13 protein-coding genes and 2 pseudogenes are annotated in these 15,526 nt (G+C 68.5%); 6 read left to right on the top strand and 9 right to left on the bottom strand.

Annotated features, from left to right (window positions below):
- Window positions 1-223: 223 nt before the first annotated feature.
- From AB0H88_RS37340 to AB0H88_RS37330, 3 genes are read left to right on the top strand one after another with little or no spacing between them, the layout of a single operon-like run.
- Window positions 224-565 carry a metalloregulator ArsR/SmtB family transcription factor gene (locus AB0H88_RS37340; RefSeq protein WP_357652980.1) on the top strand — a complete coding sequence of 114 codons (342 nt, stop codon included), beginning with the start codon at window positions 224-226 and terminating at the stop codon, window positions 563-565.
- A gap of 10 nt (window positions 566-575) precedes the next feature.
- The gene (gene arsB, locus AB0H88_RS37335; RefSeq protein WP_357652978.1) at window positions 576-1,658 is read left to right on the top strand and encodes an ACR3 family arsenite efflux transporter; all 1,083 of its coding nucleotides are present in this window, start codon (window positions 576-578) and stop codon (window positions 1,656-1,658) included.
- Window positions 1,651-2,124 carry an arsenate reductase ArsC gene (locus AB0H88_RS37330; RefSeq protein ID WP_357652976.1) on the top strand — a complete coding sequence of 158 codons (474 nt, stop codon included), beginning with the start codon at window positions 1,651-1,653 and terminating at the stop codon, window positions 2,122-2,124. The genes arsB and AB0H88_RS37330 overlap by 8 nt, the downstream gene beginning before the upstream one ends.
- Here AB0H88_RS37330 and AB0H88_RS37325 read toward each other — a convergent pair.
- The 9 genes and pseudogenes from AB0H88_RS37325 to AB0H88_RS37285 all read right to left on the bottom strand — a co-directional run.
- Window positions 2,073-2,183, bottom strand: a pseudogene (locus tag AB0H88_RS37325) (hypothetical protein); the annotation flags it as partial. The gene AB0H88_RS37330 and the pseudogene AB0H88_RS37325 sit on opposite strands and share 52 nt — an antisense overlap.
- Before the next feature lies 1 nt (window position 2,184).
- Window positions 2,185-3,783, bottom strand: a complete 1,599-nt coding sequence (locus AB0H88_RS37320; RefSeq protein WP_357652974.1) for an ABC transporter permease — start codon at window positions 3,781-3,783, stop codon at window positions 2,185-2,187.
- Window positions 3,780-4,676: an ABC transporter ATP-binding protein gene (locus AB0H88_RS37315; protein ID WP_357652972.1), complete on the bottom strand. Its 897-nt coding sequence runs from the start codon at window positions 4,674-4,676 to the stop codon at window positions 3,780-3,782. The genes AB0H88_RS37320 and AB0H88_RS37315 overlap by 4 nt, the downstream gene beginning before the upstream one ends.
- Before the next feature lie 182 nt (window positions 4,677-4,858).
- Complete coding sequence (locus AB0H88_RS37310) at window positions 4,859-5,521, bottom strand: TrkA family potassium uptake protein (RefSeq protein WP_357652970.1); 663 nt, start codon at window positions 5,519-5,521, stop codon at window positions 4,859-4,861.
- On the bottom strand, window positions 5,514-6,863 hold the full coding sequence (locus AB0H88_RS37305) for a potassium transporter TrkG (protein WP_357652968.1): 1,350 nt from the start codon (window positions 6,861-6,863) through the stop codon (window positions 5,514-5,516). The genes AB0H88_RS37310 and AB0H88_RS37305 overlap by 8 nt, the downstream gene beginning before the upstream one ends.
- Entirely contained in the window at window positions 6,860-8,071 is a 1,212-nt protein-coding gene (locus AB0H88_RS37300) for a cation:proton antiporter (protein WP_357652966.1), read from the bottom strand. Before AB0H88_RS37300 ends, AB0H88_RS37305 begins: the two co-directional genes overlap by 4 nt.
- A gap of 229 nt (window positions 8,072-8,300) precedes the next feature.
- Window positions 8,301-8,462 (bottom strand): annotated as a pseudogene (locus AB0H88_RS37295) (FAD-dependent oxidoreductase); the annotation flags it as partial.
- On the bottom strand, window positions 8,459-8,836 hold the full coding sequence (locus AB0H88_RS37290; RefSeq protein WP_357652964.1) for a metalloregulator ArsR/SmtB family transcription factor: 378 nt from the start codon (window positions 8,834-8,836) through the stop codon (window positions 8,459-8,461). The pseudogene AB0H88_RS37295 and the gene AB0H88_RS37290, both read right to left, overlap by 4 nt.
- A 293-nt stretch (window positions 8,837-9,129) precedes the next feature.
- Entirely contained in the window at window positions 9,130-10,620 is a 1,491-nt protein-coding gene (locus AB0H88_RS37285; protein WP_357652962.1) for an aromatic amino acid ammonia-lyase, read from the bottom strand.
- Between the two features lie 62 nt (window positions 10,621-10,682).
- On the opposite strand from AB0H88_RS37285, the gene AB0H88_RS37280 reads away from it, so the two are divergent.
- Genes AB0H88_RS37280 through AB0H88_RS37270 form a run of 3 tightly spaced genes read left to right on the top strand, consistent with a single transcriptional unit; the run spans window position 10,683 to window position 15,343 of the window.
- Window positions 10,683-12,236 carry an NAD(P)-binding domain-containing protein gene (locus AB0H88_RS37280; protein WP_357652960.1) on the top strand — a complete coding sequence of 518 codons (1,554 nt, stop codon included), beginning with the start codon at window positions 10,683-10,685 and terminating at the stop codon, window positions 12,234-12,236.
- Window positions 12,220-13,719: a fatty acid--CoA ligase family protein gene (locus AB0H88_RS37275; protein WP_357652958.1), complete on the top strand. Its 1,500-nt coding sequence runs from the start codon at window positions 12,220-12,222 to the stop codon at window positions 13,717-13,719. The genes AB0H88_RS37280 and AB0H88_RS37275 overlap by 17 nt, the downstream gene beginning before the upstream one ends.
- Window positions 13,720-13,747: 28 nt before the next feature.
- Window positions 13,748-15,343 carry an MFS transporter gene (locus tag AB0H88_RS37270; protein ID WP_357652956.1) on the top strand — a complete coding sequence of 532 codons (1,596 nt, stop codon included), beginning with the start codon at window positions 13,748-13,750 and terminating at the stop codon, window positions 15,341-15,343.
- The last annotated feature ends 183 nt before the right edge of the window (window positions 15,344-15,526 follow it).

Below are 15,526 nucleotides of genomic sequence, written 5' to 3'. Positions count from 1 at the left end.
GCTGCGAAGATAGATGCTTGTCAATATTGACGGAGTTGAATGCCGTCGACAGGACTCTCCGCGTCAGGGGCGGGTCCACGTGCGCACGGCGGGCTCGCACCCTGCGGCCCGCATCGAACCCGCGGTCGTGAAGGCGCTGGTCGACACCCGGGTGCGCGACCTCCTGGGCGAGCTGACATAGACTACTGTCGATATAGACATGCATCGATTTCATGGAGGGGCGATGGAGCCATTGCAGATCCTGGAGTGCAGCCCCCCGCTGGCACGCGAGCCGCTGGACGCCGAGCAGGCTGCGGGTGTGGCCCGGGTGTTCAAGGCGTTGGGTGATCCGGTGCGGCTGCGCATCTTGTCGATCGTGGCCAGCCACGCGGGCGGCGAGGTGTGCGTGTGCGACATCAACGATGCTTTCGAGTTGTCCCAGCCGACGATCAGTCACCACCTCAAGGTGCTCAAGGACGTCGGCCTGCTCACCGCCGAGCGGCGCGCCTCTTGGGTCTACTACCGCCTCGTCCCGGAGGCGCTCGCCGAGCTGTCCGGGCTGCTCAACACGCCTGTCACCGTCTGAAAGAACATCCATGACGTCAAGTACCACCACGACCGACCGTGGCGTGATCGGCGGCCTGTCCACTCTGGATCGGTTCCTGCCGGTCTGGATTGGGCTGGCTATGGGCGCCGGGCTGCTGCTCGGCCGCCTGGTACCCGGTTTGAACAGCGCCCTGGAAGCGGTCAAGATCGGCGAGATCTCGCTGCCGATCGCGCTAGGGCTGCTGCTGATGATGTACCCGGTGCTGGCCAAGGTCCGCTACGACCGCCTCGACACCGTCACCGGTGACCGCCGCCTGCTCATCTCCTCCCTAGCGCTGAACTGGATCGTCGGTCCCGCGCTGATGTTCGCGCTCGCCTGGACCTTCCTGCCCGACCTGCCCGAATATCGCACCGGCCTGATCATCGTCGGCCTCGCCCGGTGCATCGCCATGGTGCTCATCTGGAACGACCTGGCCTGCGGCAACCGCGAGGCCGCCGCGGTCCTGGTGGCGATCAACTCCGTCTTCCAGGTGGTCGCATTCGGCGCCCTCGGCTGGTTCTACCTGCAAGTCCTGCCCGGCTGGCTCGGCCTCTCACAGGCCACGCTCGACGTGTCCGCCTGGGACATCGCCCAATACGTACTGATCTTCCTCGGCATCCCGCTGGTCGCCGGGTACCTGTCCCGCAAACTGGGCGAGCGAACCAAGGGACGCGAGTGGTATGAGACCCGCTTCCTGCCGCGCATCGGCCCGATCGCCCTGTACGGGCTGCTGTTCACGATCGTCATCCTGTTCGCCCTGCAAGGGCACACCATCAGCGAGCGGCCGGGCGACGTGGCCAGGATCGCCCTGCCCCTGCTGGCCTACTTCTTCCTGATCTGGGGCGGCTCGTTCCTGCTCGGCAGAGCGATCGGCCTGCCCTACGACCGGACCACCACCCTCGCCTTCACCGCCGCTGGTAACAACTTCGAGCTCGCCATCGCTGTGGCGGTCGGCGTCTTCGGCGTCACCTCCGGTCAGGCCCTGGCCGGGGTCGTCGGTCCGCTCATCGAGGTGCCCGTCCTGGTCGCCCTGGTCTACGTCGGCCTGTGGGGCCGCCGTCTGTTCCCCTCGAAGGAGATCACCCATGCCTAGCGTGCTGTTCGTCTGCGTCCACAACGCCGGACGCTCCCAGATGGCCGCCGGATGGCTCACCCACCTGGCCGGCGACCGCATCGAGGTCCGCTCGGCCGGATCCGCTCCCGCCGACCAGATCAACCCGGTCGCGATCGAGGCCATGCGTGAAGTCGGCATCGACATCACCGCCGCCCAGCCGAAGACCCTCACCCTCGAGGCGGTGCAGTCTTCCGATGTGGTCATCACGATGGGCTGCGGCGACGCCTGCCCCATCTTCCCCGGTAAGCGTTATGAGGACTGGAAGCTCGACGACCCCGCCGGGCAGGGCATCGAGGCCGTGCGGCCGATCCGCGATGAGATCCGAGCCCGCATCGAGAAGCTCATTGCCAGGGCACTGGTGCCGAAACCGATGACCACGACGCCCACCACGACAGGCGGCACTCCGAACCGTTCGGCCAGCCACCCGGAGCCGAGCACCAGGTGATCGGCGGCCACCGCGAGCACGATCAGCCCGAGCACGCTCAGCAGCGCGAGGATGACCATGTCAGTCGCTGCTCAGGTCACGCCGGTAGAAGGCGCCGACTCCGGCTACAACGAGCGCCGCGGTGATGGCCGCAAGCCAGAGTAGAGGCGCGGCCGTGACCGTTTCACCGGGGAGTCGCGGCACGTGAGCGAAGGGCGACAGGTTCCGGATGCGCTCATCGATCTGGAGCAGCTGCCCCAACTGGCCCAGGAGCGCGAACATCACCAGCGCCGCCCAGGCAAACGCGGTCAGCCTCGGCAACAGCCCGAACAACAACACCGCCAGCCCCGCCAGCACCCAAACCGCCGGCACCTGCACCAGCGCCGCGCCAAGAATGCGGAGGGACTGCGCGAGCGGGTCACCAATGCGCAATCCGTGGGCGAGTCCCGCCGCCAGGCCCGCAAGGATGAGGATCCACGCGCTCCCGGCCAGAGCCAGCACCAGGTGACCGGCCAGCCATCTCCATCGGGGCACCCCTCTGGCCAGGACCGGTTCCGCGCGCATCGCGGCCTCTTCGCCGCGCAGGCGCAGCGTCGCCTGTACGGCGTAGCCTCCGGCGACTACCCCGAGGAGGCCCAGCTCGGTGGCGAAGAAGGTGTCGACCAGCGCGTTACCACCGCCGACCCGCGCGATGAGCTCGCCGAGCCGCGGGTTGCCGCTCACCATGTCGCGCACGTTCTCGGCCAGGGTCCCGAACACGGCCCCCGCGACGGCGAAGCCGATCGTCCACCCGAGGAGAACGCCTCGATGCAGCCGCCAGGCCAGCGCGACGGGACTGCGCAGATATCCGGTGGCGGTAGCGGGACCGGGCCTCCGCGGGAGCACCCCGGACCCGATGTCGCGCCGCCGTACCAGTCCCTCGGACAGCCCCACCATGACCAAGCCCGCCACGGCGATCAGCGCGAGAACCCACCAGTTCTCCCCAGCGAACGGACGCACCCGCAGCGCCCAGCCCAGTGGAGACAGCCAGACCAGGCCGTCGGCACCTGCCGCATCGCCCGCTGCGCGCACCAGGAGGGCCGCGCCGAGAACCGAGGCGGCGATGGCGTTGGTGGTGCGCGCACTCTCGGCGACCTGCGCGGCTACCGCGGCGACACCGGTGAACACCCAGCCCGCCCCCGCTATGGCAAGGCCGAGAGCGAACGAGCCCGCAGCCGGCAAGCCCTGCCCGCACAGGCCCAGGGCGATAGCCAGGCCGATGACCAGGTTCGCCGTGCCGGCGACGATGACGGCGGCGACGGGAAGCGCATGGCGACCCACCGCGCCGGCGCCGACCAGTTCGGCGCGGCCGGCCTCTTCCTCGGCCCGAGAATGCCTGGTCACCAGCAAGATGCTCATCAGCCCGGTCAGGACGGCGGCGATCGGAGTCACCCGCCAGGCCGTCAGCCCGCCCACAGAGGTGGGGTCGAGCACAGGACCGGCCAGGGCCCGCAGGGCGGGATTGCCGCTGATCATGGCGCCCAACGCGACACGCTGCGACAGATCCGGGTACACCTCGGCGATGGCCGAGGCGGTGGCGAAGACCACGCCCGCGACGACCACGATCCAGACGGGCAGCAACACGCGGTCGCGGCGGAGGGCGAGCCGGACCAGCACGCCGGTTCCGGCGAAGGCGTTCATGAGGCCACGCTCTGGTAGTGGCGCAGGAACAGCTCTTCCAGCGTGGGCGGCTGGCAGGTCAGGCTGGAGACTCCGGCGTCGGTCAGCGCTCGGACGGCGTCGTTGAGCTGGCCGGCGTCCACCTCGAAGCGCACGTGGGGGCCGCTGATGGCCAGATCGTGCACGCCGGGCATGGAGGCGAGCGTGGCTGCCGGGCGGATCAGCTCGGCGGCGACGGTGGTGCGGGTCAGGTGGCGGAGCTCGGCGAGCGTCCCGCTCTCCACGGCCCTGCCGTCGCGGATGATGGTCACCCGGTCACAGAGGGCTTCGACCTCGGACAGGATGTTGCTGGACAGCAACACGGTACGGCCGTCGCGTCGCTCCTCGGTGATGCACTCGCGGAAGACCGCCTCCATGAGCGGATCCAGTCCTGCCGTGGGTTCGTCCAGCAAGAGCAGTTCCACGTCGGAGGCCAGGGCAGCGATGAGGGCGACCTTCTGCCGGTTGCCCTTGGAGTAGGCGCGGCCCTTCTTGGTGGGGTCGAGCTCGAAACGCTCCAGCAGCGTCGCACGGCGCCCGGCGTCAAGCCCGCCGCGCAGCCGTCCGAGCAGGTCGATGGTCTCCCCGCCGGACAGTGTCGGCCAGAGCGTGACGTCGCCGGGCACGTAGGCGAGCCGTTTGTGCAGTTCGACGGCGTCGCGCCACGGGTGACCGCCGAGGAGCTCGGCGTGGCCGGAGTCGGCTCGCAGCAGACCCAGCAGGATGCGCAGGGTCGTGGTCTTCCCGGCCCCGTTGGGGCCGAGAAAGCCGTGAATCTCTCCCGTTCGCACGGTGAGATTGAAGCCGTCCAGCGCGCGGACGTGACCGAATCGCTTGGACAGGCCGCTGATGAGCACCGCAGGATAGCCCGCCATGGGCACCTCCCTGAGCCGGTCGGATATGACGTTGCCGACCAGACTTCCCGGCGCTCCGAGATTGACGGTAACAGCGCCCATCGGGCGGCGCTAGAGCTCCCCTACGGATTTCCTACGCGGCATGGGGACACTGCGACGGAAGAATCCCCATGTTTTCTTGACCCCGGCTTCTGCCCACGTCGTCACGGTTGTTCCGCGAAGCGCTCGACCTGTTCGGTCCGGCCGGAGACGATGATGACATCGCCGTAGCCGAGCTCGGTCTCGGCGGTGGCGTAGGTGAATTCCTCGCCCTCGCTCTTGACCGCGACGACGGTGACCCCGTACTTGCGGCGCAGATTCGACTCGCCCAGCGGCACCCCGATGTACTCCCGGGGTGGCCGGGTCTTGACCAGAGCGAAGTTCTCATCGACCTGCATGTAGTCGAGCATCCGGCCACTGACCAGGTGAGCGACTCGCTCTCCCATGTCGTGCTCGGGCAGGACCACGTGGTGGACCCCGATGCGGCGCAGAATCTGGCCGTGCTGCCGGCTGATCGCCTTGGCCCAGATGTCGTCGATCTCCAGCTCTACCAGCAAGGAGGCGGTCAGGATGCTCGCTTCCAGATCGCTCCCGATCGCGACCACGGCTCGGTAGAAGTCGGGTACGCCGAGCTGGCGCAGTGCCTCCATGTCGGTGGAGTCGGCGGTGGCGATGTGCGTGATCTGCCCGGACAGGCGCTGCGCCATCGAGGCTCGGTTGTCGATGGCCAGCACTTGGGCGCCTCGACGGGTCAGTTCGAGAGCGAGTGCGGCACCGAACCGGCCGAGGCCGATGACGACGACGGGATCGCTGTTCCTGTCAGCCAACGATGATCCTTTCCTCGGGAAGCTGGTAGCGGCGTGTGCGGTCCTTGAGTGCGAGGGCCGAACCCAGCGTGAGCGGGCCGATCCGGCCGATGAACATGAGCAGCACCAGCAGCAGATGACCGGCCGTACCTGTGTCCGCGGTGATGCCGGTCGACAGCCCGACTGTTCCGAAGGCCGAGACGATCTCGAACGCCACCTGGTCCAGGCTGTGCGGGGTCAGCGCCAGCAGCGCATAGGTGGACACCGCGACCAAGGCGACGCTGATCAGGCCGATCGAGACGGCTTGGCGCTGGACGGTCTCGGGCAGACGGCGGTGGCCGATGTTCACCTCGTTCTCACCGCGCATCTCGGCCCAGATGACGAAGGCCAGCAGCCCGAACGTGGTGACCTTGATGCCGCCCGCCGTACCCGCGCTCCCTCCGCCGATGAACATCAGCAGATCGGTGGCAAGCCAGCTTGTGGGATACATGGCAGCGATGTCGAGGCTGTTGAAGCCCGCTGTGCGTGGCATGACGGCGGTGAAGAAGGCCGCCAGCAGCTTGCCCGGATCATCGAGCCTGCCCAGGGTCCCGGGATTGCGCCACTCGGCGATCAGGAAGACCAGCGTGCCGGCGGCCAGCAGGATCACGGTGATGCTCACGGTGATCCGGGTGAGCACGGACCAGCGGCTGGGGTGGCGCCACGTGCGAAACAGCTCGAACACCACCGGGAAGCCCAGCCCGCCCACAATGACCGCGGTGGCGATGGTCAGGCAGATCCACGGGTCTGTCACGAACCGCATCAGGTTGTCGGGCCAGAGCGCGAAACCGGCATTGTTGAAGGCCGAGATCGCGTGGAAGACACCCAGGTAGACAGCCCGTCCGAACGGTTCGCCGTACCCGAGTAAGAACCGCGCGGTGAGAATCACCGCGGCGATGGCTTCGCAGGCCAGGCTGAACAGCACGACCCGCCGCACGACGTGCCGGACATCACTCATGCTGAGCGTCTTGGTCTCGGCCTGCGCGAAGAGCCTGGCTCGCAGCCCGAGGCGACCGGCAACCAGGACGGTGAACAAGGTGGCCAGCGTCATGATGCCGAGCCCGCCGATCTGGATCAATCCGGCGACCACCACCTCGCCGAAGACCGACCAATGGGTCTCGGTGTCCACCACCACCAGACCGGTGACGCACACGGCGGATGTGGCGGTGAACAGTGCGGCCAGCCAACCCGCGGACTCGCCCGACGCGGTGGCGATCGGCAAGGCGAGCAGCACCGTACCGAGCAGGATCGCGCCCCCGAACCCGGTGACGATCACCTGCGCAGGGTGCCGGAAGCGCTCGAGCAGGGCTGATGTCCGCCTCATGACTCGCTCGCACGCCTGCGCAGCCGCCCGAACCAGGCGGGCACGTCGTGCTCGTCGTCGAAGCCGCGGGCCACCACGATGTCGGTGGAGGAGTGCAGCAGGATCGACAGCACGATCGTGACCGCGACCAGCTGGAACACCTGTTGTGCCGCAGCGATGCCGGAGCCCAGGACCAGCAGGCCGTACACGACCGAGGCGAAGCCCTTGGGCCCGAACCAGGCGACCGCGGCCTGCTCGCGTACGGACAATCCGGAGCGCAGGAAGGACAGCCAGATCGCCAAGGGGCGGGCCAGCACCAGCGCCCCGATCGCGAACAGCCACCCTGTCCAGCCGACCGACCCGAGCAGCGCCGGGGTGATGAGCGCGCCGAACACCAGCAGCGCCGCGAGCTTGAACAGCTCGGCGATGAGCTCGCCGAAGTGCTCGAACGACTCCCGCTGCCGCTGGCCGAAGGTCGCCACCGTGATCCCGGCGGAGAAGGCGGCCAGGAACAGGTTGCCGTGCGTGGCCTTACCGACGGCCAGGACCAGCAGGCCGATGGCCAGGGCGTTGAGCGGCTCGTACTGGGTGGAGGCGGAAAACCAACGCGTCTGCTCCAGTTTGATCGCTACCCACGGGACAGCCACCCCGATCACGATTCCGAGACCCAGTTCCAGACCCAACTCACCGAGGTGCAGGTCGCCCGAGCCGACGGCGATGGCCAGGAAGAGGATGACGAACGGCAGAGCCAGCCCGTCGTTGACGCCCGATTCCACGTTGAGCAGTTGTCGCAGCCGCGGCGGCACCTTCTCATTGCCTACGAGAGCGGCGGCGAACACCGGGTCGGTGGGCGCCAGGATCGCACCGATCAGCAGCGACTCGATCCAGCCCAGCCCGAGCAGATAGTGCGCTCCCACCGCGGTGATGGCCAGGGTGAGCGGCAGCCCCCAGCCGAGCGCCCGCCCCGGCAGCCGCCAGGCACTGCGCAGCTCGGCCCAGCCCACCCGCATGCCGTCGCTGAACAGCACCGCGAACAGGGCAAGCTCGGCCAGCGAGCCGACCAGCGGGTCATCGGCCGTCAGCGAGACCACACCCAGCACGCCGTCGCCCAGGACGAACCCGGCCACCAGGAACAGCGCCGCAGTCGACAGGATCGTGCGATGAGCCAAGCTGGACAGCAGCACGGCCAGCAGGAGCAGGCCGGCGAACGCCGTCAACAAGGTCGCCATCAGGGGTCACCAACGCTTTCGTGAAGCTCCACGAGCAAGACATTGCCGACCAGACTTCCCGGCGCACCGCGCCCTACCGTAACAGCAGCGGCGCGACTAGCGCATTGACGGGTTCACAACCCCGTTCACGGCCTGGGAAGAGCTCGAGGCGTGAACCAGCCGATCCTCACCGCAGTCCTGCCGGCCATCGGCCTTGCGCTGAGCCGCTTCCAATACCCCTGCTGTCCTCTCGCAACGACGGCCAGGCGTGCCGCCACACACCACCCGGTCGGTCCTGGGCGTCGAGGATGACGAAGTCGGCCTTCGCCCGGCGCAGGTAGTAGCCCGCCGCCAGACCCGCCTGTCCGCCGCCGATGACCAGGAAATCGACCGCGCGCGGATGTTCGGTCATACGGGAGGGAGCTCCAGCTCAACCGGCCTGTGGGGCGCGGGCTCGGTGAGCGGCGCAAAGAGAGCACCCAGCTTGTTCACCGTCTCGGGGAGGATCCGGTAGTAGACCCAGGTGCCCCGGCGTTCGCCGTCGATCAGGCCGGCACTGCGCAGCACTTTGAGGTGGTGGGAGATGGTGGGGGCGGTCAGGTCGAAGGCGTCGGTCAGGTCGCACACGCACGCCTCGCCGCCGACGTGCGAGCCGATCATGGACAGCAGGCGCAGCCGTACGGGGTCGGCGACGGCCTTGAGCAGCGTCGCGAGCTCGACGGCGTCACTCTCCGACAGCGACTCGCGCGCGATCGGCGCGCAGCACTGGATCGTGGCGGCGGTCATGCAGAACCCCTTACTTCGAAATCTATCGAAATTCTATGCGATGGTAGGCGACCAAGGCCAACGCGGCGATTGCGCAGGCGGTGGCGACCGCGCTCATCACCCAGACGTAGTCAACCGCTTGGGCGAGCGCGACCGCTCCCAACGGAGCAAGGGCCTTATCGGCAACGGAGAAGGAAGGTTTCGCGTGTGGATCTCCAGCAAGAGTGCCGCCAGGCCGGGCTGTACCAACCGTGAATGCGAGACGAGGCGCCGTCCGCCATCCCCGGGGCTCTGCCGCACAGGATGGCGGGTCCTCAAGGGAGTATCGCGGTGAGCAACTCACCGGCCTTGCGGACATCGGCGTCCAGCGGGCGGTCGGGATCGACGGGAGGGATCGCCTCGACCAGAGCGTCGAGGAGTGCCGCGCAGCCTGGGGCCGTGGGGCGGCGAGCGCCAACGTACGCTGCCTGCCGCAGTCCCACCGCCAGCGAGCCGCAGAGCAGGTGCAGCAGGGCGGCCATGTCATAGGCGCGAAGGGCGGCCTGGGTACCGAACGGCACGACATCCTGGTTATGCAGGTTGGTCGGCAGGCTCTGCATGCTGGCCGGAACGGCAGCGCGGCGGATCTCGGCGACGAACGCGGTCGTGGCGAGCTGTACGCCTTGCATCCCGTGTTGGCGGCCGGGTCCGGCGGCGAGCATCGGGGGTAGCCCGCCATTGCGGGCCGGGTCGACGAGGAGGTCGAGCTGCCGCTCGGTGAGGTTGCCGAGCTGAGCGGTGACCATCGCCAGGACATCGGCGGCGAACGCGGCCGGCTGTCCGAAGAAGTTGCCGCCGTGCACTACCAGGTCGTCGTCGGGGAAGAACAGCGGGTTGTCGCTGACGCTGGACAGGTCGGCCTCGACGACACCGTTGACGTACCGCAGGGCGTCCTCGGCGGCGCCCAGCAGTTGTGGGGAGCAGCGGATGCTGTACGGCTCCTGCAGCGCACGTGTGCGGGCCGGGCTGATCCCGGAAAGGGTCTTGCGCATGCCGTCGGCGACGTCGATCGCGCCGGGATGGCCATAGGCGTCGAGCAGACGCGGGTTGAGGAAGCCCGGGTCGCAGCCGAGCAGATCGACCAGCAGACAGGTGAGCGCCTGTATCGCGCGGTGGGAGGACCGGATGCTGTCCAGGGCCAGGGCGGTCGCGGCGGTGGTGAGGGAGGTGCCGTTGACGAGCGCGAGGGCATCCCGGCCGTCGAGCGTCAACGGGGTCAGCCCAGCATGGCGCAACGCCTCGGCCGCAGGCATCCGCCGACCGTCGACAGACGCCTGTCCCCGGCCACGCAATGCCTGGGCGGCGTAGGCGAGCGGGATCAGATCTCCGCTCGCGCCGACCGAACCGTAGCGTGGGATCACCGGAACGAACGTCGTGGCGAACATCGCGGCCAGCCCGTCGACCACGTGAGCCGACACCCCGGACAGTCCCTGGGCGAGAGACCACACGCGCACGAGAATCGCGGCGCGGCTCACATCATGGGCCAGATCCGGTCCCTGGCCGGCACCGAGGTGGGCCAGGGTGTTGTCACACTGGTCCGCCTGCTCGTCCCGGCCGGCGAACCCGACCAGGGCGCCGAAGCCGGTGGTCGCGCCGTAGACCGGGCGTTCCTCCTCCCTCAGCACGCCGCGCAGGTGGTCACGACCGCGCTCGACGCGGCCGCGGACGGCCTCGTCGACCACGACGGACACCGGTGTCGCGGCGCGGTGCAGGTCGGCGGAGCGCAGCGGGGCGCTGAGGTTGATGGAGCCTTCGACAGCGGGCATGCCCGGACCATAGACGGTGGATTCTCAGAATCCTCTGAGAATCCGTCCGTAGCTTCCGGATCATGGCGCATGACTACCTGATCATCGGGGCCGGACCGGCCGGGCTGCAGCTCGCCGCGCTGCTGGAACTGGGCGGTCACGACTATGTCGTCCTGGAACGCGGAGCCGGGCCGGGTACCTTCTTCACCCGGTTCCCACGGCACCGCCAGCTGATCTCCATCAACAAGGTGCACACCGGGTACGAGGACCCGGAGTTGCGGCTGCGAATGGACTGGAACTCGTTGCTCAGCGACGATCCGGAGCTGCTGTTCACCCGGTACACCGAACTGTACTTCCCGCAGGCCGACGATCTCGTGCGCTACCTGTCCGACTTCGCGTCGGCGACCGGCGTCCGGGTGCACTACGACACCCACGTCTCCCGGATCAGCCGGGACGACGATGGGTTCACCGCCGTCGACCGCGGTGGACGTTCATGGCGGGGCCGGCGGCTGGTCGTGGCCACTGGCGTCTCCCAGCCGTACGTCCCGCCGATCCCCGGCATCGAGGCCACAGAACGCTACGACACGTTCGACACCGACCCGGCGTCCTTCGTCGACCAGCGGGTCCTGGTGATCGGCAAGGGCAACTCGGGGTTCGAGACCGCCGAGGCACTCATGGACAAGGCGGCGGTCATCCACGTCGCCGGGCCGCACTCCATCAAGATGGCCTGGCAGTCGCACTTCGTCGGGCATCTACGCGCGGTCAACAACAACTTCCTCGACAGCTACCAGCTGAAGTCCCAGAACACGGTCCTCGATGGCACGGTGGAAAGCATCGAACGCCGTGATGACGGTCGCTACCGGGTGATGTTCCGCTACGCCCGTACCGTGGAAGCACTGCGCGAGCTGTTCTACGACCGGGTGATCGTGTGCACCGGTTTCCGGTTCGACGCCTCGGCGTTCGACGACAGTTGCCGGCCGGCGCTGGTCATCAACGACCGTTTCCCCGAGCAGACGTCAGCGTATGAATCGACCACCGTGCCCGGTCTGTACTTCGCCGGCACGCTCACCCAGCAGCGCGATTTCAAGAAGTCCACGAGCGGGTTCATCCACGGCTTCCGCTATGGGGTGCGTGCGCTCCACCGGATCCTGGCCACCCGCTACCACGGTGGGACCTGGCCTGCCAGGAAGATCGAGCCGACCCCGGACGCGATCAGCGACGCGATCACCGCCCGGGTCAACCGCTCTTCCGCGCTGTGGCAGCAGTTCGGCGTGCTCGGCGACGTGGTCACCGTGGATGGCGACACCGCGCTGTACCAGGAGGAGGTCCCGGTGGCGTACGCCGCCGACGGCGGCCTCGGCCGTGGCCGGCACAGGTTCGTCATCACCCTGGAGTACGGAAAGGATCACGACGCCGTCGACCCGTTCGACATCTCGATCCGGAGGGTCGTCGAGAACGACGTCGCCAACGCTCACGACGCGAACTACCTGCACCCGGTGGTGCGGCACTACCGAGAGGGGACGCCGACCGGCGTCCACCACCTCGCCGAGAACCTGGACAACCAGTGGAACCTGCCGGCGGTGCACCAGCAGCCCCTGGCCGTCTTCGTCAAGGAGTGCCTTGCCGACGCCGGCTGAGCCCTACCCGCGTTCCATTCTGGACCTTCTTGGCGCGGCCGGGGACCGATCCGTCTTCGAGCACGGTGCCCGTACCGTCACCGGCGCGCAGATGCTCGACCTCGTCCGGCGGATGGCCACCGGACTGCGCGCGGCGGCCATCGGGCCAGGGGATGGCCTCGCCATGCTGCTGGGCGTCACTGCCGAAGCGTTCGCCGCGATGATCGCCGGCTACGTCGTGGGGGCTCGGGTCGTCGGTGTGCGGCCCGGGCTGTCCGACGACCAGCTGCGCCACGTGCTCCACCAGGACGTCGCCGCGGTCGTGACCGACGCGGCCACCGGGCCGGAGCACGCTCCGCGCACGCTGACCGTCTCCGAGCTGCTGGCCGCACCCGACGAGGACGGTCCGCTGCACCTGTCCGGCCACCCGCAAGACGTCGCCCGGCTCGTCTACACCAGCGGCAGCACCGGCACACCGAAGGCATGCGCACAGACCTACGCCGCGCTGAACGCGGCGTGGACGGCCCGCCCGGCGGCGTGGCCGCCGGCGATCCGAGAACTGGCCTCCCGCCTGCGGCGCTACCTCGTATTCGGGTCGCTGAGCAGCCAAGTGATGATGGAGTACGGTGTCCTCACCCTTGCCGCGGGCGGGACCATGGTCGTCGCCGACCCGCCCATGTTTCCCGACGCGATCACCAGACATCGGGCGTCCGCCAGCGTCATCACCGTGCCCCGCCTGTACGAACTCGTCGCCGCGCAGCGTAGCGCCCCGGCCGACCTGAGCAGCCTGCGGGCGCTCATGGTGTCCGGGTCGCCGCTGGAGGCGTCCCGGCTCCGCGAAGCACTCGATGTGCTCGGCCCGATCGTGTTCCAGGGCTACGGGCAGAGCGAGACCGGCACGATCTCCATGGCCAGGCCGTCAGATGTCGCCCCTTCGGTCGGGTTCCCGCCCGACGTCATCGACGTCGTGATCCGGGACGCGGACGGCAGGCCCGTCCCGCCCGGTGTCGACGGCGAGCTGTACGTCCGCACGCCCTCCCAGGCCATCGGGTACTGGGCCGAACCGACGCAGACCGCGGAGGTGTTCATCGACGGGTGGGTGCGCACCCGGGACCTGGGCCACTTCGATCGGGACGGGCGACTGTACCTGGTCGGGCGGACGCGGGACGTCATCATCGTCAACGCGAACCTCTACTACGCCGGTCCGATCGAGCGGGTCCTGGCCGCTTCCTCTGACATCGCGGAGGCGTACGTGCTCGGCGCCCCGGACGAGGACACCGGCGAGGCGGTGCACGCCTTCGTGGTCCCTGTGGCGGGCCGGGCTCTCGACCTTGCCTCGCTGCGGACACTGGTCAGCGAGCGACTCGGTGACGCGTGCGTACCGGCGACCATCACCGTCATCGACGAGGCGCCGACGGCGCCGAACGGCAAACCGGACAAGCGCCTCCTGATGACCGCGATCCCCCGGACCGAGCCCTGCCGGAAACCGCCAGAAGGAAACTGACGTGAGATCTGCCTCGTACGAACATCCAATGGCGTTCTGGTCCGGCGTGACGACCACCACGGTCGGCGTGCTGTTACAGCTGCCGAGCTACTTCATGGCCCATGACATGCGCTATCACCTTGCCGGCATGCCCGTGACGACCGAGATGGCCGTCGGCATGGTCCTGCTGTTCATCGGCGTCGGCATCACCACCTACAGCCTGTTCCCGAAGTCCCGAGGCAGCCGGCCCGAGCTGAGCAAGGTGAGCATCACGCCTCTCGACGACGCGCCGATCAGGCCCGCCCACATCGGGCTGCTCCTGGTCATGGCGGCCGCCATCACGATCGACGTGATGAAACCGACCGCCTTCGCGTTCCTCGCGCCCGGCGCCGCGGCGGAGTACGGGCTACGCGGACCGCTGAACCCGACGGCGGACGCGCTGCCGATCGGCCTCTACCCGCTGGCCGGCATCACCGGCACCATGATCGGCTCGTTCATCTGGGGCTGGCTGGGCGATCGCATCGGCCGACGGGCGTCCATCCTGCTGGCGGCGATCATCTTCATCGCGACATCGACGTGCGGCACCATGCCCGAGTTCTGGATGAACCTGATCACATGCTTCGTCATGGGGCTCGGCGTCGGCGGCATGCTGCCACTCACCTTCGTGCTGCTCTCGGAGACGGTGCCGAGAAGACATCGCGGCTGGATGATCGTGCTCATCGGCAGCGACATCGCCGGCGCCTACATCATCGTGAGCTGGCTGGCCTCCACCTGGGCCGCGCCGGACCAGTTCGGCTGGCGCCTGCTGTGGCTGGTCGGCCTTCCCACCGGTCTCATCCTGCTGCTGCTGAACCGCTGGATCCCGGAGTCGCCGCGCTTCCTGATCAAGCAGGGCCGCGATGAGGAGGCCCAGACCGTCATGCGCAAATACGGCGCCACCATCGTCGAGACGCCGTCCGAGCTCGCCATCGAGGAGGACCTGGGGCGCGGCTCTCGGCTGGCGTTCAGCAAACCGTTCCTCGGCCTGACCGTCGTCGTCGTCCTGCTGGCCCTGAGCATCGGCACCACCCAGTACGGCTTCCAGCAGTGGATGCCGTCCAACCTCCAGCGGCTCGGTTTCTCCGAGGTGAACGCGAGCGAGATCCTCCGTAACGCCGCGATCATCGGATTCCCGTTCAGCCTGCCGATCGCGCTGCTGTACGGATTCTGGAGCAGCAAGAAGACCATCATCCTCGTGACCGCGGTGATGGGCGGCTCCCTCGCCACCTTCGCGTTGCTGGGCGATCAGGTGGCCGCCAACCGCACTCTGCTGTACGTCCTGCTCGTCGTGCCGGTATGGGGGATCAGCATCCTGAACGCCGTGCTCGCCGCCTACACCGCGGAGATCTATCCGACCGTGATCCGCGCCCGCACCAGTGGTCTGTCCGCGGGAGCGACCAAGGCCGGTGGTGTGCTGATCCTGGCCCTGGTGGTCACCGCCGTCGCGATCCCTTCCGTACGAGTGACCGCCGCTGTCGGCGTCATCCCGATGGCCCTGGCCATGATCGCCCTCATCGCCTTCGGCCCGGAGACTCGGCACAAGCAACTCGAGCGCATCACGGCCGAGGAGCTCATGTCGTCCTCCCGACGATCCGGCGAATTGTAGGCAGCTCCGGGCTGGGCGATCTTCTTCGCCGGGCACGAAGCGTTATCCCCGCGCTCCGATCAGCGCGGCACTACGGCCTGCTCATCGAGGTGCTCGCCGACCGGTTGGACCCGGCGGTGTCCCAGGTCATGGTGGACGGCGGCCTCGAGATGGAGCCCACCGGCCAACTACCGCGGGGCCGCT

Origin of the sequence: Nonomuraea sp. NPDC050680, assembly GCF_040654555.1 — a bacterium.
Lineage (GTDB): Bacteria > Actinomycetota > Actinomycetes > Streptosporangiales > Streptosporangiaceae > Nonomuraea.
The sequence above is the reverse complement of the archived record's forward strand: the minus strand, read 5'-3'. Positions and strand labels throughout refer to the sequence as shown.

Bases quoted from the DNA above. Each gene is read 5' to 3' on its own strand.
- AB0H88_RS37340 (WP_357652980.1), top strand. From the start codon at position 224: ATGGAGCCATTGCAGATCCTGGAGTGCAGCCCCCCGCTGGCACGCGAG.
- arsB (WP_357652978.1), top strand. From the start codon at position 576: ATGACGTCAAGTACCACCACGACCGACCGTGGCGTGATCGGCGGCCTG.
- AB0H88_RS37330 (WP_357652976.1), top strand. From the start codon at position 1,651: ATGCCTAGCGTGCTGTTCGTCTGCGTCCACAACGCCGGACGCTCCCAG.
- AB0H88_RS37320 (WP_357652974.1), bottom strand. From the start codon at position 3,783: ATGAACGCCTTCGCCGGAACCGGCGTGCTGGTCCGGCTCGCCCTCCGC.
- AB0H88_RS37315 (WP_357652972.1), bottom strand. From the start codon at position 4,676: ATGGCGGGCTATCCTGCGGTGCTCATCAGCGGCCTGTCCAAGCGATTC.
- AB0H88_RS37305 (WP_357652968.1), bottom strand. From the start codon at position 6,863: ATGAGGCGGACATCAGCCCTGCTCGAGCGCTTCCGGCACCCTGCGCAG.
- AB0H88_RS37300 (WP_357652966.1), bottom strand. From the start codon at position 8,071: ATGGCGACCTTGTTGACGGCGTTCGCCGGCCTGCTCCTGCTGGCCGTG.
- AB0H88_RS37290 (WP_357652964.1), bottom strand. From the start codon at position 8,836: ATGACCGCCGCCACGATCCAGTGCTGCGCGCCGATCGCGCGCGAGTCG.
- AB0H88_RS37285 (WP_357652962.1), bottom strand. From the start codon at position 10,620: ATGCCCGCTGTCGAAGGCTCCATCAACCTCAGCGCCCCGCTGCGCTCC.
- AB0H88_RS37280 (WP_357652960.1), top strand. From the start codon at position 10,683: ATGGCGCATGACTACCTGATCATCGGGGCCGGACCGGCCGGGCTGCAG.
- AB0H88_RS37270 (WP_357652956.1), top strand. From the start codon at position 13,748: ATGGCGTTCTGGTCCGGCGTGACGACCACCACGGTCGGCGTGCTGTTA.